Genomic DNA, 24,148 nt, shown 5'->3' with positions numbered 1-24,148 from the left:
CTCCCTTAGATAACCGCGCGCGCATGTGCCTGATGCTTCAACAGCCAAGTGACGCCATCGGCCAATCCTCCCTGGTCGCAGGAAGGGCCGACGAACCCGACGAGGCGCTTGACGGCGGTCAAGGCGTTGGCCACGGTCACGGCAACGCCCGCCCACTCCAGCATCTCGATGTCGTTCTCGGCGTCGCCAGCAGCTGCGCACTGCGCTCGCGTGATGTTCAACCGAGTTGCCAGGGTCTCGAGTGCCGATCGTTTCGAGACCTGGAGAGGTCCGATCTCCAGCAGCCGTGTGTGCGAGGAGGCGACTGAAAGCTCGGAGCCCAGGCGCTCCCGCAACCGTTGAAAGCCCGATAAGTCGCCGGGATTGGCTGCGACGCACATGATCTTGCCTGGCTTGTCAGGCAGGTCGGCAAGATTGGCTACGACGTGGAGCGCTTCACGGGTGATCTCCGCTTCGCGGCGGATGCTCTCGGTGATTTCCAGTGCGTAAATCCCTGACGTCGTAAACCACATGGGGTTCACGCCCTCAGTCTTGGCCTCGATCATCGCTGCAAGCGCGGCGGCCCTCTCAATCGGTGCTTGGAAAATTGACGCCCCCGTCGCGACATTGCCGATCCAACCACCGTTGAAGCAAATGGCAAGGTCTGTGACGCCCAGGCGCTCCGCATACGGCCTCAGCGCTGCCGGCGACCGGGCACTGGCCAGCACGACCGCCACGCCGGCATCACGAAGAGCGCGCAGGGCTCCAGACACGCGAGCCGGAAGAGCATAATCGTGGGTCAACAGCGTCCGGTCGACGTCGGTGACAAAGAGGCGCAGATCGGGCATCGCCAAGTCCTCAAATGCCAAATATCGGGGTGCGGGGACCTGTGTGAATGAGCAGGGTCTTGAGCTGCGTGAACTCCTCAAAACCCGCCTGGCCCATTTCGTTCCCGAAGCCCGATCCCTTCACCCCGGCAAGCGGTAGCTGCGGGGCGCCATCAATCACCGTGTTTGCCTGGACAAGGCCACTTCTCAGCTGCTTTGCTACGGTCATGACCGTGTTGATGTTCCTGGACCAGACGTAATTTGCCAGGCCATAGATCGTATCGTTCGCAAGCCGAATTGCGTCTGCCACGGAGTCAAAACGGGTGACGCTCAGTACCGGTCCGAAGATCTCCTCGCGGAAGATCGTCATCGTCGGATCGACGCGATCGAAGATCGTGGCTTCGTGAAAATGCCCGCCAGTCCCGGCTGCAATGCCGCCGCCGAGCACGAGTTCGGCGCCTTCATCGATGCCGGACTTTACGAAAGCGGCGACCTTCGCCAGATGCTGGTCATCGATGAGCGCCCCGACGTCTGTGGCCTCGTCGAATGGATCGCCGACTTTCACGCGAGAGGAGCGCTCGACGACCTTCTTGACGAATTCGTCGGCAATGCTGGACTGAACGAGAAGCCTTGAACCGGAAATGCAGCATTCGCCATTGTTGAAGAACACGCCCATCAGCGCGCCGTCTATAGCCGCGTCAAGATCCGCATCCTCAAAGACGATGTTTGCGGATTTGCCCCCAAGTTCAACTGAGGACTTAACGAGATTGCGCCCCGTATTCGAGACAACACGATGGCCAGTGCGCGTCGATCCGGTGAAGGAAACAAAATCGATCCCGGGATGCGAGGTGAGGTGGTCGCCTATCGTGGCGCCTTGTCCGCTAACCACGTTGAAGACCCCGGCGGGCACGCCGGCCTCGAAGGCCGATGCCGCCATCTCGAACGCACTGCCGGAGGTGAACTCGGCTGGCTTCAGCACCACGGTGCAGCCGGCCGCCAGTGCAAACGGGGCTTTCTGGGCCACGATCAAAGCCGGAAAGTTCCAAGGTGTGATCAACGCGACAACACCGGCGGGCTCTCGCATGATCATCGCAGTCTTATTTTCCCCGAGATTGGTATAGGCCGACCCTGACATCTGCAGGGCGAGCGATGCCGCGTAGCGTATAAGGCCGATCGCGCCGTCAATGTCGCCACGCGCGAAGCGGATAGGCTTGCCGACCTCCTCGACCTCGATACGAACGAGACGATCTTTGTTTTCCCGAAGACGGTCCGCCCAGGCGTGCAGGATATTTGCGCGGTCCATGCCGCTCATTCGCGGCCACGGACCTTCGTCGAATGCAGTGCGTGCCGCCTCAATCGCAAGGTCGATGTCGCCGGTGGTTCCCCTGGCGTAGCGTGCAACTGTTTGTCCGTTGGCGGGAGACACGCGCTCAATGGAGTCCGTGCCGACGCCGTCAACGTTGCGGCCGCCAATGAAATGCTTGTAGTCTCGTATGCTCATCTGTTTTTCCTTCAATGCCAGACCGCGTGGGACATGATCTGTTCTTCGGTGGCGCCGGGGCCTTCGAGAATGGCCGCCACGCAGCCTTGGCGCATGACAAGTATCCGGTGGCAAAGACCGAGGATTTCCGGCAGTTCGGACGAGACCATCACCACGCTGCTTCCGCGCGTCGCCGTGAGTTCGACCAGCAGGTCATAGATTTCTCGTTTGGCGGCGACATCGACTCCGCGTGTCGGCTCGTCGACGAGCAGGATTTCATTGCCGGCGTGCAACTGGCGCGCGATGCCGCACTTCTGCTGATTGCCGCCCGAAAGAGTGCGCACCTTGGTTCCCGCTGCGGGCGTCTTTATCCGCATCTGACGGATAAACCGGGAAACCACCGAGTTCTCGCTGCTTGGACGGATCAGGCCCCGCCAGCTAACCAGTCCAAGCTTTGAGACCGTAATGTTGAAGCCGACAGACTGGTCGAGGAACAGACCTTCTGTCTTCCGGTCCTCAGGGAGCAGTCCAATTCCGACAGCGAGGCCCTTTTGGGGCGTGTCGATTGAGACCGCCTTGCCATCGACCTCGACGGAGCCGGCATCGATACGATCGGCACCGGCGATGGCACGCAAGACCTCCGTGCGCCCCGATCCCGCGAGCCCGCAAACACCGAGTATTTCGCCACGGCGGACATCGAACGAGATGTTGTCGAGAATACCATCGCGCGTCAGGTTACTGACCCGCAGCCTGATTTCGCTCCGAGGTTCGACACGTTTCGGAAAGACATCCTTCAACTCACGTCCAACCATGTGCCGGATGAGTTCGCCCGTATTCGTCGAGTCGATCGGCGTTGATGCCACGACCTCGCCGTCGCGCATGACGGTGACGTCATCGCAGATCTCGAACAATTCCTTCAGGCGATGGGTGATGTAGATGAACGAGACGCCATGCTCACGGCTCAGACGCCGAATTATGTTGAACAGATGCGCAAGCTCGGAATCACCAAGCACGGCTGACGGCTCGTCGAGAACGATGATCCGTGCGTCGCGTGCGATCGCCTTTGCAATCTCGACCATCTGGCGCTGGGCCACGCTGATTTGGTCAATGCGGGCCTCAGGACTCACGTCGAAGCCAAGTCGACCGAGCACTTCCCGGGCACCCTCTCTGACGCCTGGCCAGTCGACGGTCCCCAGTTTGGTCTTCGTGAGGCGGCCTAGGAAAATGTTTTCGGCGACTGTCAGGTGAGGCGCCTGGGCGAGCTCCTGATAGATCACGGCTATGCCGAGGCGCAGCATGGCGTCGGGGGTAGGGGACGGCACCACCTTTCCGTCAACCACCACCTCGCCCTCATCAGCGATGTAGGCCCCCGAGAGAACCCGCATCAGCGTTGACTTGCCCGCCCCATTTTCCCCGATGACACCATGGACGCCGCCGTGGCTGACGGTGAAGCTGACGTCTTTCAGCGCATTAACCCCGGGGAATCTTTTGTGAATGCGCCGCATCTCGAGGACCAGTGCGGGAGCCGCCGTTTGTTTCGAGAAATCGTTTTCTCGTTGAAGTGAAAAGAGAGCTTTCGTCATAGCCGATGAATCTGCATTCCGCCGCCGATGTGGTAGATGTCGCCAGTGCTGAAAGGTATCGCGCCGACCGCAAGCGCGGCCACGCCGCGTGCTATGTCCTCAGGTTGCCCCCAGCGCCGTATCGCGGAAAGCCCGCCACCTTCGACCTGGCTCGTGTAGCGCTCATAGACGTCGGCCGTCATGTCGGTCTGGATGAGGCCCGGACGCACCTCATGAACGCAGATCCCGGCGTCTGCTAAGCGAAGTGCGAACTGTTGAGAGGCCATCGATAGGCCGGCCTTTGAGATGCAGTAGGGTCCTTTTTCCGGCGAGACCAGACCAGCGTTGGCCGAAGTGATCGTGATGATCGTCCTGTCATGCCGGCCAGCCGACCGTGCCAGCATGGCTTTGGCTACCGCTTGCGTGAGGAAGAAGGTTCCCCGCAGGTTGACGTTGAGCAACCTGTCGAAACTCTCCTCCGTGACCTCGAGGAGATCGCCACGGACGGAGACCTGGATCCCGGCGTTGTTGACTAGGCAAGTCACCGCGCCGAGTTCGGCTTCGACACGGGATATGAAATCAGAATTACCTTCGGTCTGAGTAATATCGCGTTTGTAGAATGAAACCTTGCAACCAGTCGTTCTTAGGAGATCGACAGTCACATGGCTGCTCTCGTCGTCGACAGCGTCGACAACGGCGAGGTCGAAACAAGCCGAGGCCAGTTCACGGCAGATCGCGCGGCCAATGCCCCTGCGCCCGCCGGTCACGATTGCGACGCCTCGGTCCCCTGGCTCACGACCCTTGGGGGATGGTGCATCAATCGAATGCTGTGAGGATTTTACCAGCATTATGAGGCTTGCCTTGCAGTCACAGTTTCACCACGCGACGCAACGACGGCTTTAGACCGCAACAGTTGTTCGATTTCGGCCTGCCGGTAGTCGAGTTCAGCGAGGATCTCGCGGGTATGTTCACCAATCTCGAGTGCAAGCACGCGAAGCTCAGGAACCTTGCCGTCGTATCGGTTTGGGTGGTTGACCAGGTGAATGGTGCGGCCTCGCACGGAAACCTGCCTGAACACCTCCGAGTGAACCAGTTGCGGATCAGACAGCAGTTCGTCGTAATACTGGATTGGCGCCGACCAGATCCCGTGTTTCTGGAAGCGGTGATCGAGCTCGGCCACCGAGAGTTTCGCGGTCATACTGTTCAGCCGCCGCGCGTATTCGTCGCGGTCGCCGAGCCGGTCTATGTCTACGGACTCGCGGAGACTATCGCTATCGAGCGCTTCGGCCAGTGTTGCCGGGTCGCAGAGCGAGATCACGACGTGACCGTCGCTCGCCTTGTAAACCCCATAAGGTGCCGCGTGAAACCAAGTCGCAAGGTTCTCCTCACGATCAAGAACCTTTCGCGTAAAGTTGCCGGCCAAGAAGTTCACAAGTGCCTCGCCTTGAAGATCGATGCCGGAATTCAGCAGACTAGCCTCTACCCGCGTTCCCTTTCCGTCCCGGAGACGGCGCACAAGAGCCCCTAGTATGCCCATCGCGAGGAGCGCGCCGCCATGTTGGTCGATAATTGCCGCGCCAACAGGCGTTGGACCCTGCTTCGGTGCGCCAGTCACTCCGATCAGTCCCGACCGGGCCTGGATCAGCAGGTCTTGACCAGGCTTATCCGCCATAGGCCCGGTCGAACCAAATCCGCTTGCGGACGCGAAGATCAAGTTTGGGTTGAGAGCGTCGAGGGCGGCCGCATCGAAGCCCAATTTGGCAAAGACGCCCGGTCGAAAGTTCTCCATCACCACGTCGGCGCTGGCGATCAGGCGACGAGCAACGTCCTTGCCCTCTGATGTCTTGAGGTCGACGCCAATCGAGCGCTTATTCCGGTTTGCGCACAAATAGAAGCCACTGATTCCCTCGACGAACACATCGGCGCCAGACCAATGCCGTTCATGGGCTCCATTGATAGGCTCAACCTTGATAACGTCGGCACCCATGTCGGCGAGATACTGTGCGCCCGCGGGCCCCTGCAGGAAATGGCAGAAACTTACGATCTTTATGCCGTTAAGCAGCATTTTCGCTCCCTCTGGCCTTCTGAGAACGGCCTTGAGAAATCGTTTTCTTGAAATTACCTCGTTATGTCAAGTGACTTATGCACAGAAAAGCAAGAAAACCGGTGCTAAGTTACGAAAAATGAGCTATCAGAAAACGGTTTCTCAAGGCAGCGTGGAAGCAGGCATGGACAACGAGGAAGGCGCAAAGCTCATCGACGTCGCCAAATTGGCGGAGTGTTCGCCAGCCACCGTTTCCCGCGTCCTTAATGGCAATCCCACTGTCAATAGGGGCGTGCGCGAACGAGTCATTCGTGCCGCAGCGGAATTGCGCTATGTGCCAAACGGGTCGGCGCGGGCGCTGCGTTCAACACGTACACGGTTGGTTGGAGCCATCATTCCAACCCTCGATCATGCGATCTACGCAACCATGGTCGACGCCCTTCAGGCGCGGCTGGCGGAGAAGGGCGTCTCCCTTATCCTGAATACATCAACCTATGATATCGACCTGGAATACGAACAGGCGAAGCTCCTCGTTGAAAGGGGGGCAGAGGCAGTATTGTTGGTCGGCGCCGAGCACCGCCCGCAAACGCTGGCCATGCTCGAACAAAAGCGCGTCGCCTACGTTTTTACTTACACTTCTACCGCGACTGATGCGGGCGCCGCGGTCGGCTTCGACAATGAAAAGGCTGGGCGCGCCGCGGCGCGTTATCTCCTCGATCTCGGTCACACAAGGCTCGGAATGATTGCCGGCATCACCCAGGACAATGATCGGGCCAAGGGTAGACGGGACGGCTTCCTGCGGGAACTGGCCAAGGCGGGTATCGACGCTGCTTCAGTTCCGGTGGCCGAAGGCGCCTACAAGATAGAGAACGGCCGTAGCTCGATGAAGATGCTGATGGCCTCTTCGCCACGTCCGACCGCGGTGTTCTGCGGCAGCGACATCCTCGCCGCCGGCGCGATCAAATATTGCGTTGAAGCGGGCCTCGCTGTTCCAAAGGACATCTCGATCATAGGCTTTGACAACCTCGAAATCGCGGTGCTTACCGCGCCTGAGCTGACGACGCTGGAGGTCCCGGCGCGGGACATGGGGCGCCTTGCGGCCGACTACATTCTCGCATCACCGCTGCAACGCCGACACCTGAGAGAGCGTGAGCTTCCTATCAGCCTGGTCGTGCGGGGGAGCACGGGACCTGGTCGCGCGAACTAGGCTCTCTTTCGGCGCCGTAGCTAGGCCGCCTGGACCACGCCGCGTAGGAAGAAGACGAAACCAGCTACCACGGCATATCGTTGCCGAGGTTGTCGACATAACGCCCATTATCCGCAGTCGTCGTTCGTGAAATGAGCGACTTCACGCGACTTGCGCTATCTTCCGGAAGAAGCGGAGCGTCGGCCCCGCCCATCTTTGTCCGCGTCCAGCCTGGATGGACCATCAAGATGATCACACCGTCCTTGGCCCAGTTCATTGCCATTCCCCGCATGACGCTGTTTACCGCCGCTTTCGAAGAGCAGTAGTCGTAAGCGGTCCCGGGATGTTGCGAAACCGAAGCCCAATCGCTCGAGATGGTTACGAGCCTTGCCTGGGCCGCCATGACGAGATTTGCGCGTAGCGCAAACGAGATTCTCGCCACGCCCAGCGTGTTGACGCGAAGCGTGTCCTCCCAGTCGCTGAAGACCACGCTCTCGGGTGCCGATCCCTTGCGCCGATGAATGCCTGCATTGTTGATGAGAAGGTCGACGGCCTGTCCGGACAACCTGTCGCCGAACGCGGCAACCGAGCTTTCGCTGGTGACGTCGAGGGGAATGACCTCAACCTGAGGGCTTGAAGCGGCTAGCGCGACGATCCCTTCGAGATTCGGATTGAGGCAGCCGGCCACGACCCGGAAGCCGTCATTGGCGTAAAGCCTGGCCAGCGCGAGGCCCAGCCCTTGTTCTGCTCCTGTTATCACCACTACAGACATAATCTGCTCCTCAGAAAATCAGGAAATGAGCTGTTCCACGCCATCTCGCATTACGCCGGCGGCTTGGTAGATCGCATCGATCGTGTCCATATTGCCGATCGGGTCTGTGCCTTCAGTCGGCACGGGCGATCCACTGCGAATGGCGGTCACGATGGCATCCAGTTGATAGTCGAAGGTCGTGCTTCCAGCGATCGTGAATTCCCGGAATTTGCCGTTGATCGTTTCGAGCACCGAATGACCGCGATGGGGCAGGAGACTGTTGATCAGAATGACTGTCCCATGCTCGGCCGCAACCTCGAAACGTGCATGCATATCCCAGGAAGGAGACATCCTTGTCTCGATTTCCGCGGTGACGCCCGACGGAAAACGCAACCAAGCATTCATCTCCTCATCAACGCCGGTGTCGGACATCTTGCAGCGCGCCGCGACGATTGAGGGCTCCTCGTTGAGAAGCGAGCGGCACCAGTGGACCGGGTAGCAACCGAGATCCATGAGCGCGCCACCTCCGAATTCAGGAATGTGACGAAACTCACCGCCATCCGGACCGATCGAGTGATTGAAGACACCCTTGAGCGAGCTTATGCGCCCGAGGCGTCCCGACCCGACCAATTCCACGAGATACAGAAAAATGGGATGATACCGGTCATGGAACGCCTCTATGATCCGTCGACCGCAGCGTCTTCCGGCCGCCACCATAGTTCGAGCTTCAGGACCACTCATGGCAAACGGCTTCTCGCAAAGGACGTGCTTGCCCGCTTCGAGCGCAAGGATCGAAAACCGCGCGTGACTATGGGGTGGCAAGGCGTTGTAGATCAGGTCGACCTCGGAATCTTCGATGACGTCTTCGTAGCTGCGATAGAACCGGGGTATGTTGTGCGCGCGGGCGAATGCTTCGGCCTTGCCCGGCCGAGCGGCCGCGATGGCGACAATTTCGACGTCCTCGCGTCTCGCCGCCGGCTCCACGATCGCCATGGGCGCGACCCGCGCGGCCCCCAGAATTCCGATTTTGAGCACTATGCTTCCTCACAGATTCTTGAGCGTCGAGGACCTGACGCGGCCCTTGCCGCGGCAGGCCGACGATGTTGGTTAGTCGACGGGCGGTTTGGTCTTTATACCGAGCGGGATCCCTGGGGGCTGCGGAACTGCGTCGAAGCAGCCCGGGATCGACTGATCGTAGTCGATGACGGAGCCAGTCATCATTCCCGCTTCTTCCGAGCATAGGAATGCGACAGTTCTTGCGACTTCGTTCATGTCAAGCATTCGACCAATGGGGAGCTTGGACTCCGCGTCCGCACGCCAGCCATCCGTCGCTCCATGCCAGCGCCGCATCGTTTGCTCTTCGCCCGGCGTATACATCCAGCCGATGCAGAGGCCGTTGATGCGGCAACCGTAGCGCATCATTGAAAAGCCGGTGTTCTTGGTGAGGGTCACTAGCGCGCCCTTCGCAGCGCAGTAGGCTGACAAAAAAGACTGTCCGCCATGCGCACTCATCGAAATCACGTTAAGAATCGACCCCCTGATACCTTCGCGGACCATGATCGAGAGGCATCTCTGCATCAGGTAGAAAGGTGCCTTGACATTCGTAGCGAAGATTTGGTCGTACAGCGCTTCCTCAGTGTCGAGGATGGTGCCTCGATCGGTATTGCCGGCTGCATTCACGAGGACATCCACTCGACCAAATGTCACGTCACATCGTTTCACGATCCTGAGCACGTCGTCATGCCGGGACAGATCGGCCGCCACGAAGATCGCCTTGCAGCCAAGCTTCTGGACGTGTTGAACGACCCTCTGGCCACGCTCTTCGCTACGCCCAGTGACAACGAGGCCGTAAAGACCTCGCTCGACTAAAAGATGTGCAATTGCTTCTCCAAGTCCCTGCGTAGAACCGGTGACTATCGCGACCTTGCCATCGAAACGGTTGAGCATTTTGCCGGATATTTCGTCCTGCTTTGTGATTGCAGCCATTGCTTCCTAAGCCCTGCTGAGGTTGTGGAAACCCGGCGGCCCGCCGAGCCGCCGGGGAGGCCGACCTGATGATCAGTACGGAGAATCCGGGAAGTAGAAGAGGTCCGCGTTCTCTTTCGTGATCAGGGAGGTATTCAGGATGTACCGGCCATCAAGAGGAATCTTGCTCACGAAGTGCTCGGCCGTGAGCTCGATCGCTGTCGCGATCATGGACGGTGGATATGACACTGTAACAGGGACGTCCTGGCGGCTCCCTTCCTTGACCATTTGAACGATCTGTTTCATGCCGCCGCCACCCACGATGAAGAATTCTCCTTCACGGCCTGCCTGGCGGGCCGCATCGATGACACCAAGCGTTGTGTCGTCATCTTGCGTCCATACGGCGTCGATCTTCGGAAAGCGCTGCAGGTAGTCCTGCATGACGGCAAAGCCTTCGTCGCGATTCCAATTGGAATGCTTTTCGTCAAGGATCTTGATGCTGCTGTTGAGCGCCTTCTTGAAGCCCTCGACGCGCTGATTGTCGATTTCAGTCGGAATGCCGCGCATGGCGACGACCTCGCCGCCATCTGGAAGCTTTGAATTGATGTAAAGCGCAGCTTCACGCCCCAAAGCCGGATTATCGCCGGCGATATGGAACGTTTCGATCCCGGGTTCGGACAGCCCGCGGTCTACTACGGTGACGTAGACCCCTTGGCTGGCGATTTCCTTGACGGGCGCCGTCAACGGCGCCGATTCAAAAGGAAGGATGACCAAAGCCGTCATCGTCCCGGAGTTCAGGTCCTCGATGTCATTGACCTGTTCGGTGGCATTGGCCGCTGTTTGCAGGACAATTTCCAAGTTCGGGTATTGTGTTTGGAGCCGATCGATCGCCTGGCGGGCGTGGTAGTTCAATCCTCCCGCCCATCCGTGCGTGGCAGCTGGAATCGAGACGCCAATCCTGATCTTTTCTTCCTGGGCAGTGGCAGTGCCGGCTAGGCCGAGCATTGTTGCAGCAATAAGCGTTCTCTTCAGTGTCATGACTGTTCCTCCGGTTAAATTTCCGACTTGGGTTGACGTTATGTGCCTGGCCGACACGTCAGCGTTGGCTTGGCCTCTGGAGCAACACCGCGATGATCACCACTGCACCCTGCATGGCACCGTTGAGGTAGGGGCTTACGATGCTCGTGAGGTTGAGGAGATTGCTGATCAGACTAAGGATCAGGACGCCGACCACCGTGCCCCAGATGCGACCACGGCCACCTTTCAGCAATGTGCCTCCTATGATCACGGCCGCGATGGCCTCCAGTTCCCACAGCAAGCCCGTCGATGGCGTTGCTGAGCCGAGCCGAGGAACATAGAGAAAAACCGCGATGGCCACGCAGACGCCCTGCACGACATAGGCAAGGAGTTTTATTCTGGAGACCTTGATCGCCGAATATCGCGCCACATCTTCGCTTGAGCCGATAGCGGCAATGTGCCTCCCAAAGACGGTTCTCCTCAGGACGAAATCACCAAGCAGTGCCATCGCAAGGAAAGCGATGACTGGCCAACTCAGGCCAAGAACACCGCCGAAGTAGACTGGTCGGTAGAGTTCGCGCACGGCGAAGTCGAGTGTGAGGGCGCCGCCGTCGGCAAACCACGTCACGAGCGATCGCAGAATCCCCATCATCCCGAGGGTCACGATGAACGGCTCAATGCGGCCGAGCGTAATGGCGGCTCCATTCACAAGGCCCGCCAAAACAGTCACCAGAAAGCCTGCCGCGACACCAGCGGCGATCGCCGCATAGCCGGAACTGGCTAAAGGAGCCGCTGCGTTCATCACGACAATCATTGTCGCGGCGGAGAACGCAGCCATGGATCCCACGGAGAGGTCTATGCCACCTGATGTAATGACAAAGGTTGCGCCAATAGCGATGATTCCGATAAATGCGGAGCGCGCCAGCACGTTCTCGAGATTGTCGATAGAGATAAAAGTCGGGTTTAGAATCGCTCCAAGCCCAATTAGGATGGCGAGTGCAAGCAGCGGGCCGAAAGCCGCATAGTCGATTTGGAACCGTGATTTCTCCTCACCGCGGCCGGGGTGAGCGGCAAAAACGGAAGCCCTTGTCGTGTCTTGCTGGGTCATTTTTCACCATCATGAGAATTGTTCGCGACGCCGGCCGCGAGTTGCACGATTTCTTCCTCGGAAATGTCAGTTCCGGTCAGAAATCCGGCTATTGCGTTGTCACGCATCACCATCACGCGGTCGCTGAGACCAACGACCTCTTGCATGTCTGATGAAATCGCAACAACGGCGTTTCCCTCATCAGCCAGGCGGCGCAGCATCCTGTAAATTTGCGCCCGTGTGCCGACATCGATTCCTCGAGTTGGTTCGTCGACGATGATGACACGCGGCCGATTCAGCAGGGACTTCGCAAGCATGACTTTTTGCTGGTTTCCACCGGACAGGCTGCCAACGCGCACATTGGGGTAGGGCGCATCAATGCTGAATTCGCGTACCGCCCAATCGCGAGCCTTGCGTTCCTTGTCGGCATCCACGAGCCGGAACCGCGAAAGGATTTGATCAAGGAACGAAACGTTGTGAGCGATGGTCTCGTTAAGAAGGAGGCCGCGCCCTTTGCGGTCCTCGGTTATGTAGACGACACCGGCTTCCAGCATGGCGCGGTACGTACTGTGTCGGATCGCTTGCCCCCAGAGTGTCAAGTCGCCACCGCGGCTACCACGGAGAGCCACAATCGATTCAAAGAGTTCGGTACGACCCGAGCCCACCAGGCCAGCTACGCCTAGGATCTCGCCCGCGAAAATGTCCAAGGTGATCGGTGGTGATGGAATGTCTGGCGAAAAGTTATTGATCGAAAGGGCAACACTGGAAGCCGGAGCTGCTGCCTTGGGCGGATATATTTGATTGAGTTCCCGCCCTACCATCAGGTTGGCTATTTGCTGAGCGGTCACATCCTCGATGTTCCAAGTGCCTTGGTATCGCCCATCACGGAGTACCGTTACGCGGTCGGCGATGCGCTTGACCTCTTCGAGTTTGTGGGAAACGAAGACGACGGCTACGCCCTCCCGACGCAGGCGCTCGACCTGGGTGAACAGGTTCTCCGTCTCCCGCGACGTGAGCACCGCTGTCGGCTCATCCATGATGATGAGCTTTGCGTCTCGCAGTAGCGCCTTGGCGATTTCCACCATCTGCTTGTCGGAAACGGGGAGGGATGACACCCTTTGCCGGGGCATTACAGAGCTACCAAGTCTTGCGAGCATCTCGCGAGCGCGTCTCGTCATTTCGGCAATCGAAAGCAAGGCGCCGCGGTGCAACTCGTGTCCGAGAAACATGTTCGCAGCGACGTCTAGGTGTTCGGCAAGGGCGAGTTCCTGATGAATGAGGACGACTCCGCGTTCCTCCGCGGCCCGCACCGAGAAATCAGAGACGATTTCGCTGTCGATTGTAATGTGCCCACTATCAGGCCTAGCGAGGCCAGCCAACACGCGAGCTATGGTCGATTTTCCGGCGCCATTTTCGCCAACGATCGCGTGCACCTCGCCTTCGTGGATCGCGAAAGAGATCTCGTCGAGCACAGTTGCGATACCGTAGCGCTTGGTGATCCGCTCGATCACCGCAAATGGTTTGTTTTCGGCCTGGGCTTGCGACCGCGTCGCCGAGGACGTGCTCCGGGTCATCAGGACAACGTTGCCTTGGCGGGCCGAAAACCGCGCCGACCACCATAGACACCGCCTGATTTCATCGCTTCCTCCCAAACAAGGGCCATTCTTGGCCTCTTTGTGAAATCGTTTTCTCTGGTAATACCCGCTGGCGGTAGACGGCCATGGCGGGGATAAGTGAGAAAACGATTTCTTGCATAACGCCGAATCTCTGTCAAGATTGAAGAATGACACTCCTCGACGTTACCTTCGGTGATTTCGTAGATGCGCTGGAAACGGCCTACGATGAGGTCGGCATCAGGAATGCGGCTGACCGTCTTGCGGCGCGGCTGGGTTACCGATGGTTTGCCTATCTCGGTTTTTCGGAACCAGCGCTCAAGGTGCTTTCTTCGTATCCAGGATCATGGGCACGACGGTACATCGAGCAAAGATACGAGGATATCGACCCTATCGTTGGGCTGGCTCGAAAATCGCAACGGTCGTTTCAATGGGATCGCCGGACGTTGCGACTTCCCTCAGTTTCTCAACAGCGCTTTTTCGCTGAGGCCGGCAAGTTCGGGATTCACAGTGGCGCGACTGTTCCGATTCGGGGAGGCTTCGGCCGATTCGCCGCGTTCACGCTCGCCGGCAATATGGACGCAGTTGTCGAGGTTCGTCCAACTGAAGTGATGGATACCCTACAACTTGCCGCGCTGTACTATCATTCGCACGTCTATGCGAAACTCCAACTGGGCCTGACCCGGCTTGCTGACGCGCCACTCACCCAACGAGAGCGGCAGTGCCTTTCTTGGGCGGCACGCGGCAAGAAGATGCCAGAAACCGCTACTATTCTCGGCATCACCACGCGAACGGTGGTCTTCCATCTCGATAATGCCAGGTCGAAGTTGGGTGCGTCGACGGTGACGCAGGCTGTGGCCGAGGCCGCGCACCGCGGCCTTATCTCGTCCTGAAATAAACCCTCGCCTCCGCTTCCTGTCGGACCGCTGAGCGCGGTGCCGCTCTGATTTGCGTGGTCCGATCGACTGCCCCATCAACGCGGCACCCGCGCTTGAGCAGGCGTGGTCTCGCTCGCCAAGATTGCGTTTGGGTTTGTTCGGCTCGCCGGCCTGTAAAACCCTACAGCTACGCGGCTCGGCGCGCCGTGCTCTTTGTTGCTCTCAAGCAAAGGAGCCTGCTGCCATGCGTGTAATTCCAGTTACTCACCCGGACGACTCTGAATTTCCTGATCTGATCGCGGGAATGCACCGCTTGCGCTATCGCGTTTTTCGAGACCGTCTGAATTGGGACGTGTCTGTTTCGGGCGATATGGAAATCGACGCCTACGATGCGCTCAAGCCAACCTACATCATTGCAATCGATGACAGCAGCTCGGTGGCTGTGCGAGGCTGCTGCCGACAATGGGGCCAACGATGCTGGCGAACACCTTCCCCGCGCTGCTTGGATCGAATCCCGCTCCGCGAAGCGACAGAGTATTTGAAAGCTCGCGCTTCTGTGTAGATACCGGATCGGCTGGCTGTGTGACCGCAGCTGGCCTTCGTGACGCGACGTTCAGCCTGCTTGCCGGGATTCTCGAGTGGGGACTGTCGAAGAATCAAGAGGCGGTGGTCACGGTTACGGACGTTCGATTTGAGCGCATTTTGAGGCGCGCCGGATGGCCGTTGGAACGCTTCGCTCCGCCCATGCAGATTGATGACACAAAGGCGCTAGCCGGTTACCTGCTGATCTCGGAATCCGTGCTGATGAACGTCCGTGAAATGGGGCAACTCCAAGCGCCCGTGCTCGTCGCTCGCGTCGCCCAACCGGTGGCGGCGTGATCACGGCTGCTGCTGGTCGACAATGACCATCGAACTGCGCCATCTCCGTTACGCTGTCGCCGCCGCGCATTATGGCAGCTTCCGTCGCGCGGCGGAGGTGCTCGGCATCGAGCAGTCGTCACTCAGCCGCCGCATTCGACAGATGGAGGATCGTCTGGGAGTCGCAGTGTTCGAGCGATCGAGAAGCGGCGTGCGTCTGACGACGGTCGGCACCGAAATCCTGCGGACCTCCAGGCATCTGGTCGATGGGCTGGACCACATGATGGCGTCGGCCAAGGCTGTACGCCGGGGCGAGGCCGGCCGGCTGGCCGTCGGCTTCTATACATCGCTGTCGGCGGGGAATTTGCGGGCGAGCCTGATGGAACATGCGCGACGATTTCCGCGGGTGGAACTCCGCGCCGTCGAGGACGGGCGGGAGAGGCTCTTCGTAGGCCTAGAGCATGGCGCGCTCGACGTTGCCATTGTCACCGGCGAGCCGGAAGTCCGCGAAGCGGGAGCAATGGCATTGTGGGACGAACGCATCATGGTTGCGCTCTCGGAGAGCCATCCATTGTCGGCGAACGAAACCATCTATTGGACCGACCTCAGAGGCGAAACGTTCTTGCTCAGCAAGCGTGAGCCCGGACCGGAACTGCGGGACATTTTACTGACGAACTTAGCTTCGCCCGGAATCCAGCCCAAGGTCGTGAGCCAGGACGTCAGCTCCGAAAACATAATGAGTTTGGTGGGGGCCGGCTTTGGGGCAAGCCTGATCTGTGAGGCCGGGATAGGCGCCAATTACGCCGGCGTAGTCTATCGCGATGTTCAGGACGACAACGGTCCGAGCCGGGTCAACTACGTCGCCTATTGGCAGAAGAACAACGACAACCCAGCGCTGGAGCACTTCCTTAAGGTGCTGCAGGAGCCCTATCCCCCGACTAGGGCCGCCGACTCCGTCGCGCCTTTGCGAACGCACGATCCGTCGCCATGAAGCGCTCGATCATCGGTACGATCAGCCTGGCCGGTTCGCCAACAGGCTGGCCAGTCTCCTGCGCGTGGATCTCGGCGTAAACGACGAGGTCGCGATGCACGGACGCAGGCAGTTCGATCGAGATCTTGAACGGTTTGTCGTCGGGAACGGCGCCAAGTTTGAGTTTCGTCATTGGCCTACTCCGTAGGGTTCGAGGACCAGGTCACGAGCAACAATCACCCTGATCGGGAAACCCGGCCGGATGTTGAGCGTCGGCGCAACCTGCAATTGCCGCTGGATGATCTGCTGGCCGGCGTCGTTGATTGTGTCCTGGGCGCCGCTGCGGATCGCCTGGATGAGCCGGTCGTCGTCATTCATCGTCAACTCCGCGCCGACAGCGAGCAGCGTCGAGAGGCCAGCGGCCTTCATCAGATCCCACCAGTGATAGTCAACGCCATCCTCCAGCCCGGCATAACCGGCGGTGTCCGCACCGGGCTGCCGTTCGAGGACAATGGACCGGCCGTTCGGGAAGATCAGACGGTTCCAGACCAACAGGATGCGACGCTGTCCGAAGGCGACGCCATTGTCGTATTCGCCGATCAAACGTGTTCCTTGCGGGATGAGAAGGATGCTTCCGGTCGGGCTGTCGTAAATGTGCTGGGTTACCTGCGCGGTGATCTGGCCGGGAAGATCGGAGCGGATGCCGGTGATGAGCGCAGCCGGGATGACGGAGCCGGCTTGCAGCACAAACGGCGAGGCCGGTAAAGCAACGCGATCGGGCGCGACCGTGCGGCGATCGACCGCGGCATTGAGAAAGGCAAGCTGCTTGTCCTGCGTTCCGGCTCCGGCGAGGTTCGGCGCCGTTCCGCCGAGCGTCGGTTGTAAGGTCGGAAGATCCGTAGCGGTCGCGGATCGGGTCTGGAAGAAGACTTCGCTGGTACGGGCCGCTTCCATTTCTGCAAGGCGCCTTTGTTCCTCCGGATCCGGCTGCTGCGTAGGCGTCACCTCGGCTGGGATCGGTCGCCCCTCGTCCCTGGCGCGTTTGATGGGGCCGCCAAGATCTCCGGGAAGTGGAGGACCAAGCTGAGGGATGCCGCTGTAGTCGGAAGGCAGGCTCTGCAACCCATCCGCTGTCTGGCGGCGCTCGGTCGTGAACAGTTCATCGCCCTGCTGCTGCCGATCGGCGGTTTGGAGCGCATAGATCATGGCGCCACCTATGCCGAGGCCGGCGACCAGGCCAAGCCCGGCGAGCACCTTGCGGGAGATGCGGGTGACGCGCGGCGCGTCGGGGCGCAGCCGCATGGTCGCCGCGGTGCCCGATGTCGCATCAGAAGCTCTCGTCGTATTGCCGATTTCCGTCTCGCTCATGACGATGGCCTCCCATCGGTTCGCATAATCCTGACGGTTTGCTGGCGCTTGCCGCTGCCGAGACGCAGTTCAGCGGCGCCGAACAGCCGATCGACGATCAGGATGTTCTGATAAATGCGGCTGTTGACGATCTCGGGCTCGCCGTTCGAGCCGATGACGAATATTGGGGGCATCTCGCCCTGGACGATCCCGCGCGGAAAAACGACATAGACGCGGCGTCGGTCGTCAAACACCGACATCGGCCGCCAGGGCGGCCTGTCGCCGGTCAGCCCGTACCGATAGATCCGCGCGGCAACGGCCGGAATAATCGGAGCGGTGGGAACGCTCGTGCGCTGTGCTGCGGCTCGTGGATAGGCCCAGGCGACGGCCGGCATGTAGGGCTTCTCGCTCGCGCGCAGCTCGATCAGATAGGTGCGCCGGTCGGTGGTGATGACCAGGTTTGTCGTGACGTCTGTTCGGGTCGGCTTCACCAGAATATGGACCCGGCGGGTCGCGCCGCTTCCGCTTTCCGTGTCGCCTATGATCCAACGCGCGGTGTCGCCGGCGGCGATTGGACCAGCGCCGGTCAGACTCTCGCCCGGCTCCAGTGCGATGTTGGTGATCTGCCCGGGAGCCGCATACACCTGATAGAGCGCGCCTTCGCTCCAGGGATAGATCTGGATCGAGTTGTAGTACCCCTCCTTGCGCGGTTCGACGCGTGCGGCGGTGTTGGCGTTTTCGACCCGACCGGTCGGAGTGGTCGCGGGATCGCCACCCCTGGTCGGGGTCCAACCGGGCGGCACAAGAATGGGATGCGGCTGACCGTCGCCCGTGCTGATGGCGACAGCCGGCAAGGGCGGCACGTTGGCATCGTAGCTGATCTGCGGTGGCTTCGACGCGCTGGCGCAGGCTGCGAGCGTCACGGTGGACACCACGAGCACGCCAAGAGTGGATACGGGTTTGCGGAAAACCGGAAAATCGGCTTTGCGGATCGTCGGTCTGGTCATTGCCCCAGCTCCTTTGACCAGTTGATGGCATTGATGAAGACACCCAGCGGGTTGCGGCGCAGCCGCTCGGCATCGCGCGGCGGCTGGATCACCACGGTGAGGATAGCGGTCCAGCGTTCGGTGCCGGCGAGCTGGCCGTTTTCGTAGTGGCGCTCGGTCCAGGCGACGCGGAACGAATCCGGCGAAGCCCGGATCACGCTCGATACCTCGACGCTGACCTGCTGCTTGCCTACGCGCGCAAATGGGTCGTTGGAGCGCGCATAGTCGTTGAGAGCCACGGAACCGCGATCGGTAGTGAACTCGTAGGCTCGCAGCCAGTTCTGGCGGACGATGATCGGATCGGCGGAGATCGAGCGAACCTGTTCTATGAAGCGCGCAAGATGGAATGCGATCTGTGGATCGGTTGGGCGATAGTCGGCAACGGCCGGTTCGATTGCGCGGGCCTCCCCCGTTCTATCCAGCTCTACAACCCATGGCACGACGGTGCCGTGCGCCGACTGCCAGACCAGGGTACCTGCGAACCCAGCAGACAGGATCAGGCAGCCGAAGGCCATGAGCCGCCAGTTTCTGGCCTGTACGCGCGCCGATCCGATGCGCTCGTCCCACACCTGAGCGGCGCGTTGGTATGGTGTCTCAGGCTCCGGCGTCTTGCCGTAGTGGGTGGCGGCTCGTTTGAGGAAGCTCATGTGCGATCTCTCTCGGAAAGGCTGATGGAAGCGCCGCCGCCGTGACTGTCGCCGGAGCGGACGGCATGAGCGGCGGCGGTGACGCCGTGGCTCATGGCCTGGCTATGCCGCATGCGGCGGGCCCAGGCCGGCGGATCATTAGTGGATGTGGAAGATGCGGGCGGCTCCGTGGTGCCGCCGCCGACAGTGCCCATCGAGGACGATCCGCCGGTCGCTGCGAAAGCCGAGCGGCCACCAGCATCGAAGGAAGCGCCGAGGCTCTCGGAAACGTGCGACGCAGCGCGCTTGAGCGGCGAGCCCGCTGCAGCGCCCGCGGCGCGCGCGACGCCGCCGAGTCCCGCGGCGACACCCGCCGGTCCGGTTTCGCCGGCAGAGGCGAGAGAGTAGGCGGTCGAAGCGCCGCCGGCCAATGTGGCGCCACTCTGAACGCCAGCGGCACTCGCCGACCAAGCAGCCTTTCCACCCCTCGCAGCCAGCATGGTGGCGCCACCCGCGGCGACTGCGGCGCCACCGACCCCAAGACCGGTCCCGACCGCGGCGCCGGCGCCGAGCTGCGGCCCACCGGAGACAATGCCGTTGGCGATGCCAGGCCCGAAGATGCCGAGACCGAGGAGCGAGAGAGCTGCCAGCACGATTGCCATGGCGTCGTCGATTGTCGGCTCCTCGCCACCAAAGCCGGACGTGAACTCGCCGAACAGGGTCGAGCCGATGCCGATGATGACGGCCAGCACCAGGACTTTGATTCCCGAAGAGATGACGTTGCCAAGCACGCGCTCGGCCATGAAGGCGGACTGGCTGAAGAGTCCAAACGGGATCAGCACGAATCCCGCCAATGTGGTCAGCTTGAATTCGATGAGCGTGACGAAGAGCTGGACGGCCAGGATGAAGAAAGCCAGCAGCACGAGCGCCCATGCGAATAGCAGGCACGCGATCTGGATGAAGTTCTCGAAGAAGCTCCAATAGCCCATCAGATCGGAGATCGATTCAAGCAGCGGCCGGCCTGCATCCAATCCGGTTTGGGCGACACGTCCAGGACGCATCAGGTCCGCAACGGAAAACCCGGTGCCCGATGCCATGAGGCCGAGGCCGGCAAAACTGTCTAAGACGATCTGGGCCAGGCTGTTCCAGTTGCCGATCAGGTAGGCGAAGATGCCGACGAAGATCGTCTTCTTGACGAGCCGCGCAACGATGTCCTCGTCGGCGCCCCAGGCCCAGAAGAGAGCGGCGAGGGTGATGTCGATGACGATGAGCGTCGAGGCTATGAAGGCCACCTCGCCGCCGAGCAGGCCGAAGCCGCTGTCGATATAGGAGGTGAAGACCTCGAGGAAGCGATCGATGACGCCGGCGCCTTCCATGGCCTAGTTCCCTGCTGTAGGCGAAAGGAAGCGGCGGCGGTTTCCGTCCCATGCGGCGAGGCATTGGGGGTCACGCGTTGCGGATTCGCCCATCTGCTGGCAGCGTCGGAGCGTGTCACGCAGCGGATCGGTGCGCGGTGCTTCGGCGGCGGCCGGCGATGGCCTCGCGGCGGTCGAACTCTCCTCGTGCGCGAGATGGATCGCTGCGGCCGTGCCGGCCACAGCGATGGCGATGACGGCCGCGAGGCGCGCGAACATCTTGCCGTCCATGATCACCCCCTGCGCCTGAGGTCAGCTGCCGCCCTGGAACATCCGGGCGTTGCCCGGCTGATAGCCGGGGCCAGGCTCGAGGAAGCGGCGGCGTTGTTCGCGACCCTGTTCTGCAGCGGCCGCCTGCTCGGCCGCCGACAGCGCATCGGCTCGACCATTGGCGGCGAGCAGCGCCGTCAGGTCGGCGAGTTGCTGCGCCTGAAGGGCGAGAATCTGGTTGCCGGCCTGGGTCGCCTGAAGTGCGCCGGTCGCCCCTTGGCTTTCTCCCACGAGATTGGAGAGTTCCGTGCGCTGCGTCTCGATATTGCCGACGACGCCGGCCTGGACCCTCATTGCGTCCTGCAACGCGCCGACAGTATTGCCCCAACGCTCGCGCGCCAGTTCCACAAGCTGCTGGTCGGATGCGGTGAGATCCATGTCGGCGTATTGCTGGGAGAAGATCTGGTCGATCTGCTGCACGTCGAACGCAATTCGCTGGGCCTCCCCCAAGAGCTGCTGTGTACGCTGAACAGACTGCTGAAGCCGCTGCAGTGAGGAGTACGGCAGGCTCGCGAGATTGCGCGCCTGGTTGATCAACATTTCCGCCTCGTTCTGGAGGCTCTGGATCTGATTGTTGATCTGTTCGAGTGCCCGCGCCGCCTGCAGCACGTTCTCGGCATAGTTAGAGGGATCGAACACGATGTCGCCGAGGCCGAACAAGGCGTGAGCCGGCGTGGCAATGATGGGCGCTGCAGGCACCAAGAGCGTGGTGGCGGCGAGAAGAACAGAGCGCAGGCGCGAGCGAAGTCGGGTCATGGGGAAACCTCCTTGGTGGGTTGAGCCGATGCCGCCGCAGGAGCGGCGAGATGGGTGAAAACGGGGATGAGGTCGGCCCCCCAGTCGAGGTCGTGGGCGCGAAGCCAGGCATCGAGGAAACCCTCACGGCCGTGCTCAGTCAGCACCTCTTCGATCCGGGCGTGATCGGACTTGGCCGAGGCCGCGCACAGCGCGAGCGCCACCTCGCCGAGACCAAGCTCGAACAGGCGATTGCCGCGCCGGGACTGCGCGTAGTAGTCCCGCTTCGGGGTAGCCCTGGCGATGATCTCGATCTGGCGGTCGTTGAGACCGAAGCGCCGATAGATCGCCGTGATCTGTGGCTCGATCGCGCGGTCGTTCGGCAACAGGATGCGGGTGTGGCAGGAGTCGATGATCTCCGCCGCGATGGTGCTCTTTTCGAGCTGGGCCAGCGATTGGGTGGCGAAGACGACGCTGGCATTCTTTTTGCGCAGCGTGACCAGCCATTCGGCGAGCTGCTTGGAAAAGCCCGGATCGCTGAGTGCCAGCCAGCCTTCGTCGACGATAACCAGGGTCGGCCGCCCGTCGAGGCGGCCAGCGATGCGGTGGAAGAGGTAGGCGAGCGCCGCCGGAGCCGCACCGGTGCCGAGCAGGCCCTCGGTCTCGAAGGCGAGCACGGAGGCTTGCCCAAGGTTCTCACCTTCAGCGTCGAGAAGCCGGCCATAGGGACCGCCGACGCAATAGGGCTGGAGCGCGCGCTTCAGATCATTGGACTGCAGCAAGACCGTGAGGCCGGTGATGGTGCGTTCCTCGACAGGCGCCGAGGCGAGGGAGGTCAGGCCGGTCCAGATGTGTTCCTTGACCTCGGGCGTGATGGTGACGCCTTCCCGCGCGAGGATGGCGACGATCCAGTCGGCTGCCCAGGCGCGCTCGGGCGTGTGAGCAATTCCAGCCAGTGGTTGAAGATATACCGAAGTCTCCGTTCCTTCGGTCAGTTCGCCACCGAGATCATGCCAGTCGCCACCCATCGCCAACGAGGCGACGCGGATCGAGCCGCCGAAGTCGAAGGCGAAGACTTGGGCTTCACTGTAGCGGCGGAACTGCATCGCCATGAGAGCGAGCAGAACGGATTTGCCGGCGCCGGTCGGACCGACGACCAGGGTATGTCCCACATCGCCGACATGAAGAGACAACCGGAACGGGGTCGAGCCTTCCGTCCTGCCAAAGAGCAGTGGGGGCGCTTGGAAGTGCTCGTCCCGTTCCGGCCCAGCCCACACAGCCGAAAGCGGGATCATGTGAGCGAGATTCAGTGTGCTGATGGGCGGTTGCCGCACATTCGCATAGAGGTGGCCCGGCAGTGTGCCCAGCCAGGCGTCGACCGCGTTGACGGTCTCGACCATGGCGGTGAAATCCTGGCTTTGGATGATCTTCTCGACCAGCCGCAGCTTCTCATCGGCGACGCGCGGATCCGCATCCCACACGATGACGGTCGCCGTGACATAGGCTTCGCCGGCAACGTCGGCGCCCAACTCCTGCAAAGCGAGATCGGCATCGGCCGCCTTGTTAGCAGCGTCGGTGTCGACCAGGGTCGAGGCCTCGTTGGTCAGCACCTCCTTGAGGATCGCCGCGACGCTTTTGCGCTTGGCGAACCACTGGCGCCGGATCTTCGTCACGAGCCGGGTCGCATCGGTCTTGTTGAGCAGGATGGCGCGCGTCGACCAGCGATACGGAAAGGCCAGCCGGTTCAGTTCGTCAAGGATGCCGGGTGTCGTCGCCGCCGGAAAACCGACGATGGTGAGGGTTCTGAGATGCGCGTCGCCGAGGCGCGGCTCGAGGCCGCCAGCGAGTGGCTGATCGGCGAGCAGTGCGTCCAGATACATCGGCGTCTCGGGCATCCGAACGCGATGGCGCTTAGTCGAGACGGTCGAGTGCAAATAGGTCAGCGTTTCGTCGTCATCGAGCCAGCGGCATTCGGGCATGAAGCCATCGAGCAGGGCGAGTACGCGATCGGTTCGATCGACGAAGCCGCGCAGGATTTCCCAGGGGTTGACGCCTGTCTGGTCGCGGCCCTCGTAGAGCCAGCTTTCCGCGCGCGCCGTGTCCTCGGCCGGTGGCAGATAGACGATGGTGAGGAAGTAGCTGGACTCAAAATGCATGCCGGCTTCTTCGAAATCGGCCTTGCGCTCGGCGTCGACTAGGGCCGAGGCTGCATCGGGGAACATGCTGTTGGGGTAGGTCGAGGCCTCATGGCGCTGCGCCTCGAGGAAGATGCTCCATCCCGAGCCGAGACGGCGGAAGGCATTGTTCAACCGGCCGGCGACGCCGACCAGTTCGGCCGGTACGGCACTGTCGAGATCGGGACCGCGGAATAGCGCCGACCGCTGGAAGCTCCCGTCCTTGTTGAGGACAACGCCATGGTCGACAAGGCCGGCCCACGGGAGATAGTCGGCAAGGCGAGCCCCGTTGCGGCGATATTCGGCAAGGTTCATCAT

Annotated in this window: 22 protein-coding genes and 1 pseudogene; 4 read left to right on the top strand and 19 right to left on the bottom strand. The window is 61.1% G+C overall.

Features of this window, described 5'->3' with window-relative positions; all coding sequences use genetic code 11:
* Positions 1-5: 5 nt before the first annotated feature.
* The 5 genes from CIT31_RS29110 to CIT31_RS29090 all read right to left on the bottom strand — a co-directional run bounded on the left by CIT31_RS29110 (position 6) and on the right by CIT31_RS29090 (position 5,913).
* The gene (locus CIT31_RS29110) at positions 6-827 is read right to left on the bottom strand and encodes an HAD family hydrolase (RefSeq protein ID WP_095521358.1); all 822 of its coding nucleotides are present in this window, start codon (positions 825-827) and stop codon (positions 6-8) included.
* Positions 828-837: 10 nt separating this feature from the next.
* The gene (locus tag CIT31_RS29105) at positions 838-2,307 is read right to left on the bottom strand and encodes an aldehyde dehydrogenase family protein (protein WP_095521357.1); all 1,470 of its coding nucleotides are present in this window, start codon (positions 2,305-2,307) and stop codon (positions 838-840) included.
* An 11-nt stretch (positions 2,308-2,318) separates the two neighbouring features.
* Positions 2,319-3,869 carry a sugar ABC transporter ATP-binding protein gene (locus tag CIT31_RS29100; protein WP_095521356.1) on the bottom strand — a complete coding sequence of 517 codons (1,551 nt, stop codon included), beginning with the start codon at positions 3,867-3,869 and terminating at the stop codon, positions 2,319-2,321.
* Positions 3,866-4,615 carry a 3-ketoacyl-ACP reductase gene (locus CIT31_RS29095; protein ID WP_245316503.1) on the bottom strand — a complete coding sequence of 250 codons (750 nt, stop codon included), beginning with the start codon at positions 4,613-4,615 and terminating at the stop codon, positions 3,866-3,868. Before CIT31_RS29095 ends, CIT31_RS29100 begins: the two co-directional genes overlap by 4 nt.
* Before the next feature lie 80 nt (positions 4,616-4,695).
* Positions 4,696-5,913 carry a CaiB/BaiF CoA transferase family protein gene (locus CIT31_RS29090; RefSeq protein ID WP_245316502.1) on the bottom strand — a complete coding sequence of 406 codons (1,218 nt, stop codon included), beginning with the start codon at positions 5,911-5,913 and terminating at the stop codon, positions 4,696-4,698.
* A 31-nt stretch (positions 5,914-5,944) separates the two neighbouring features.
* On the opposite strand from CIT31_RS29090, the gene CIT31_RS29085 reads away from it, so the two are divergent.
* Positions 5,945-7,099 carry a LacI family DNA-binding transcriptional regulator gene (locus CIT31_RS29085; protein ID WP_245316501.1) on the top strand — a complete coding sequence of 385 codons (1,155 nt, stop codon included), beginning with the start codon at positions 5,945-5,947 and terminating at the stop codon, positions 7,097-7,099.
* Positions 7,100-7,163: 64 nt separating this feature from the next.
* Here the strand turns inward: CIT31_RS29085 and CIT31_RS29080 are convergent, their stop codons facing one another.
* The 6 genes from CIT31_RS29080 to CIT31_RS29055 form a co-directional block, all read right to left on the bottom strand.
* On the bottom strand, positions 7,164-7,850 hold the full coding sequence (locus CIT31_RS29080; protein ID WP_095521353.1) for an SDR family NAD(P)-dependent oxidoreductase: 687 nt from the start codon (positions 7,848-7,850) through the stop codon (positions 7,164-7,166).
* A gap of 18 nt (positions 7,851-7,868) precedes the next feature.
* Positions 7,869-8,864, bottom strand: coding sequence for a Gfo/Idh/MocA family protein (locus CIT31_RS29075; protein ID WP_095521352.1), 996 nt, complete (start codon positions 8,862-8,864; stop codon positions 7,869-7,871).
* Between the two features lie 72 nt (positions 8,865-8,936).
* On the bottom strand, positions 8,937-9,776 hold the full coding sequence (locus tag CIT31_RS29070) for an SDR family oxidoreductase (protein ID WP_095521507.1): 840 nt from the start codon (positions 9,774-9,776) through the stop codon (positions 8,937-8,939).
* 111 nt (positions 9,777-9,887) lie between these two features.
* Positions 9,888-10,832, bottom strand: coding sequence for a substrate-binding domain-containing protein (locus CIT31_RS29065; RefSeq protein ID WP_077380568.1), 945 nt, complete (start codon positions 10,830-10,832; stop codon positions 9,888-9,890).
* Positions 10,833-10,890: 58 nt separating this feature from the next.
* Positions 10,891-11,919: an ABC transporter permease gene (locus CIT31_RS29060; protein WP_095521351.1), complete on the bottom strand. Its 1,029-nt coding sequence runs from the start codon at positions 11,917-11,919 to the stop codon at positions 10,891-10,893.
* A complete protein-coding gene (locus CIT31_RS29055; protein WP_095521350.1) occupies positions 11,916-13,472 on the bottom strand; it encodes a sugar ABC transporter ATP-binding protein in 1,557 nt (518 codons plus the stop codon). The genes CIT31_RS29060 and CIT31_RS29055 overlap by 4 nt, the downstream gene beginning before the upstream one ends.
* A gap of 209 nt (positions 13,473-13,681) precedes the next feature.
* Here CIT31_RS29055 and CIT31_RS29050 point away from each other — a divergent pair, with 209 nt between their 5' ends.
* The 3 genes and pseudogenes from CIT31_RS29050 (at position 13,682) to CIT31_RS29040 (ending at position 16,238) form a co-directional block, all read left to right on the top strand.
* Positions 13,682-14,404 carry a LuxR family transcriptional regulator gene (locus tag CIT31_RS29050; RefSeq protein WP_095521349.1) on the top strand — a complete coding sequence of 241 codons (723 nt, stop codon included), beginning with the start codon at positions 13,682-13,684 and terminating at the stop codon, positions 14,402-14,404.
* Between the two features lie 229 nt (positions 14,405-14,633).
* Positions 14,634-15,268 (top strand): annotated as a pseudogene (locus tag CIT31_RS36205) (acyl-homoserine-lactone synthase).
* Positions 15,269-15,290: 22 nt separating this feature from the next.
* Positions 15,291-16,238 (top strand): LysR family transcriptional regulator, encoded by a 948-nt coding sequence (locus tag CIT31_RS29040; RefSeq protein ID WP_095521348.1) that lies wholly within the window; start codon positions 15,291-15,293, stop codon positions 16,236-16,238.
* Here the strand turns inward: CIT31_RS29040 and CIT31_RS29035 are convergent.
* The 8 genes from CIT31_RS29035 to trbE are packed head-to-tail and all read right to left on the bottom strand — an operon-like array spanning position 16,186 to position 24,148.
* A complete protein-coding gene (locus CIT31_RS29035; protein ID WP_095521347.1) occupies positions 16,186-16,410 on the bottom strand; it encodes a DUF2274 domain-containing protein in 225 nt (74 codons plus the stop codon). The genes CIT31_RS29040 and CIT31_RS29035 overlap by 53 nt on opposite strands.
* The gene (locus CIT31_RS29030) at positions 16,407-17,585 is read right to left on the bottom strand and encodes a TraB/TrbI/VirB10 family type IV secretion system protein (RefSeq protein WP_095521346.1); all 1,179 of its coding nucleotides are present in this window, start codon (positions 17,583-17,585) and stop codon (positions 16,407-16,409) included. Before CIT31_RS29030 ends, CIT31_RS29035 begins: the two co-directional genes overlap by 4 nt.
* Entirely contained in the window at positions 17,582-18,571 is a 990-nt protein-coding gene (trbG, locus tag CIT31_RS29025; protein ID WP_095521345.1) for a P-type conjugative transfer protein TrbG, read from the bottom strand. Before trbG ends, CIT31_RS29030 begins: the two co-directional genes overlap by 4 nt.
* Positions 18,568-19,257 (bottom strand): conjugal transfer protein TrbF, encoded by a 690-nt coding sequence (trbF, locus tag CIT31_RS29020; RefSeq protein WP_095521344.1) that lies wholly within the window; start codon positions 19,255-19,257, stop codon positions 18,568-18,570. Before trbF ends, trbG begins: the two co-directional genes overlap by 4 nt.
* Positions 19,254-20,612: a P-type conjugative transfer protein TrbL gene (gene trbL / locus CIT31_RS29015; protein WP_095521343.1), complete on the bottom strand. Its 1,359-nt coding sequence runs from the start codon at positions 20,610-20,612 to the stop codon at positions 19,254-19,256. Before trbL ends, trbF begins: the two co-directional genes overlap by 4 nt.
* A gap of 3 nt (positions 20,613-20,615) precedes the next feature.
* Positions 20,616-20,882: a putative entry exclusion protein TrbK-alt gene (gene trbK-alt, locus CIT31_RS29010; RefSeq protein ID WP_095521506.1), complete on the bottom strand. Its 267-nt coding sequence runs from the start codon at positions 20,880-20,882 to the stop codon at positions 20,616-20,618.
* Positions 20,883-20,903: 21 nt separating this feature from the next.
* On the bottom strand, positions 20,904-21,677 hold the full coding sequence (gene trbJ / locus CIT31_RS29005) for a P-type conjugative transfer protein TrbJ (RefSeq protein WP_095521342.1): 774 nt from the start codon (positions 21,675-21,677) through the stop codon (positions 20,904-20,906).
* Positions 21,674-24,148 (bottom strand): conjugal transfer protein TrbE, encoded by a 2,475-nt coding sequence (gene trbE, locus CIT31_RS29000; protein WP_095521341.1) that lies wholly within the window; start codon positions 24,146-24,148, stop codon positions 21,674-21,676. Before trbE ends, trbJ begins: the two co-directional genes overlap by 4 nt.

This window comes from Mesorhizobium wenxiniae (assembly GCF_002284535.1).
In the GTDB taxonomy this organism is placed as follows: domain Bacteria; phylum Pseudomonadota; class Alphaproteobacteria; order Rhizobiales; family Rhizobiaceae; genus Mesorhizobium; species Mesorhizobium wenxiniae.
This window is presented reverse-complemented; position numbering and strand designations above follow the sequence as displayed.

Coding starts and splice junctions, on each gene's coding strand:
- CIT31_RS29040 (WP_095521348.1), top strand. CDS start 15,291: ATGACCATCGAACTGCGCCATCTCCGTTACGCTGTCGCCGCCGCGCAT.
- trbL (WP_095521343.1), bottom strand. CDS start 20,612: ATGGAAGGCGCCGGCGTCATCGATCGCTTCCTCGAGGTCTTCACCTCC.
- CIT31_RS29110 (WP_095521358.1), bottom strand. CDS start 827: ATGCCCGATCTGCGCCTCTTTGTCACCGACGTCGACCGGACGCTGTTG.
- trbF (WP_095521344.1), bottom strand. CDS start 19,257: ATGAGCTTCCTCAAACGAGCCGCCACCCACTACGGCAAGACGCCGGAG.
- CIT31_RS29090 (WP_245316502.1), bottom strand. CDS start 5,913: ATGCTGCTTAACGGCATAAAGATCGTAAGTTTCTGCCATTTCCTGCAG.
- CIT31_RS29065 (WP_077380568.1), bottom strand. CDS start 10,832: ATGACACTGAAGAGAACGCTTATTGCTGCAACAATGCTCGGCCTAGCC.
- trbK-alt (WP_095521506.1), bottom strand. CDS start 20,882: ATGGACGGCAAGATGTTCGCGCGCCTCGCGGCCGTCATCGCCATCGCT.
- CIT31_RS29080 (WP_095521353.1), bottom strand. CDS start 7,850: ATGTCTGTAGTGGTGATAACAGGAGCAGAACAAGGGCTGGGCCTCGCG.
- CIT31_RS29070 (WP_095521507.1), bottom strand. CDS start 9,776: ATGCTCAACCGTTTCGATGGCAAGGTCGCGATAGTCACCGGTTCTACG.
- CIT31_RS29030 (WP_095521346.1), bottom strand. CDS start 17,585: ATGAGCGAGACGGAAATCGGCAATACGACGAGAGCTTCTGATGCGACA.
- trbE (WP_095521341.1), bottom strand. CDS start 24,148: ATGATGAACCTTGCCGAATATCGCCGCAACGGGGCTCGCCTTGCCGAC.
- CIT31_RS29060 (WP_095521351.1), bottom strand. CDS start 11,919: ATGACCCAGCAAGACACGACAAGGGCTTCCGTTTTTGCCGCTCACCCC.
- trbJ (WP_095521342.1), bottom strand. CDS start 21,677: ATGACCCGACTTCGCTCGCGCCTGCGCTCTGTTCTTCTCGCCGCCACC.
- CIT31_RS29105 (WP_095521357.1), bottom strand. CDS start 2,307: ATGAGCATACGAGACTACAAGCATTTCATTGGCGGCCGCAACGTTGAC.
- CIT31_RS29050 (WP_095521349.1), top strand. CDS start 13,682: ATGACACTCCTCGACGTTACCTTCGGTGATTTCGTAGATGCGCTGGAA.
- trbG (WP_095521345.1), bottom strand. CDS start 18,571: ATGACCAGACCGACGATCCGCAAAGCCGATTTTCCGGTTTTCCGCAAA.
- CIT31_RS29100 (WP_095521356.1), bottom strand. CDS start 3,869: ATGACGAAAGCTCTCTTTTCACTTCAACGAGAAAACGATTTCTCGAAA.
- CIT31_RS29035 (WP_095521347.1), bottom strand. CDS start 16,410: ATGACGAAACTCAAACTTGGCGCCGTTCCCGACGACAAACCGTTCAAG.
- CIT31_RS29055 (WP_095521350.1), bottom strand. CDS start 13,472: ATGACCCGGAGCACGTCCTCGGCGACGCGGTCGCAAGCCCAGGCCGAA.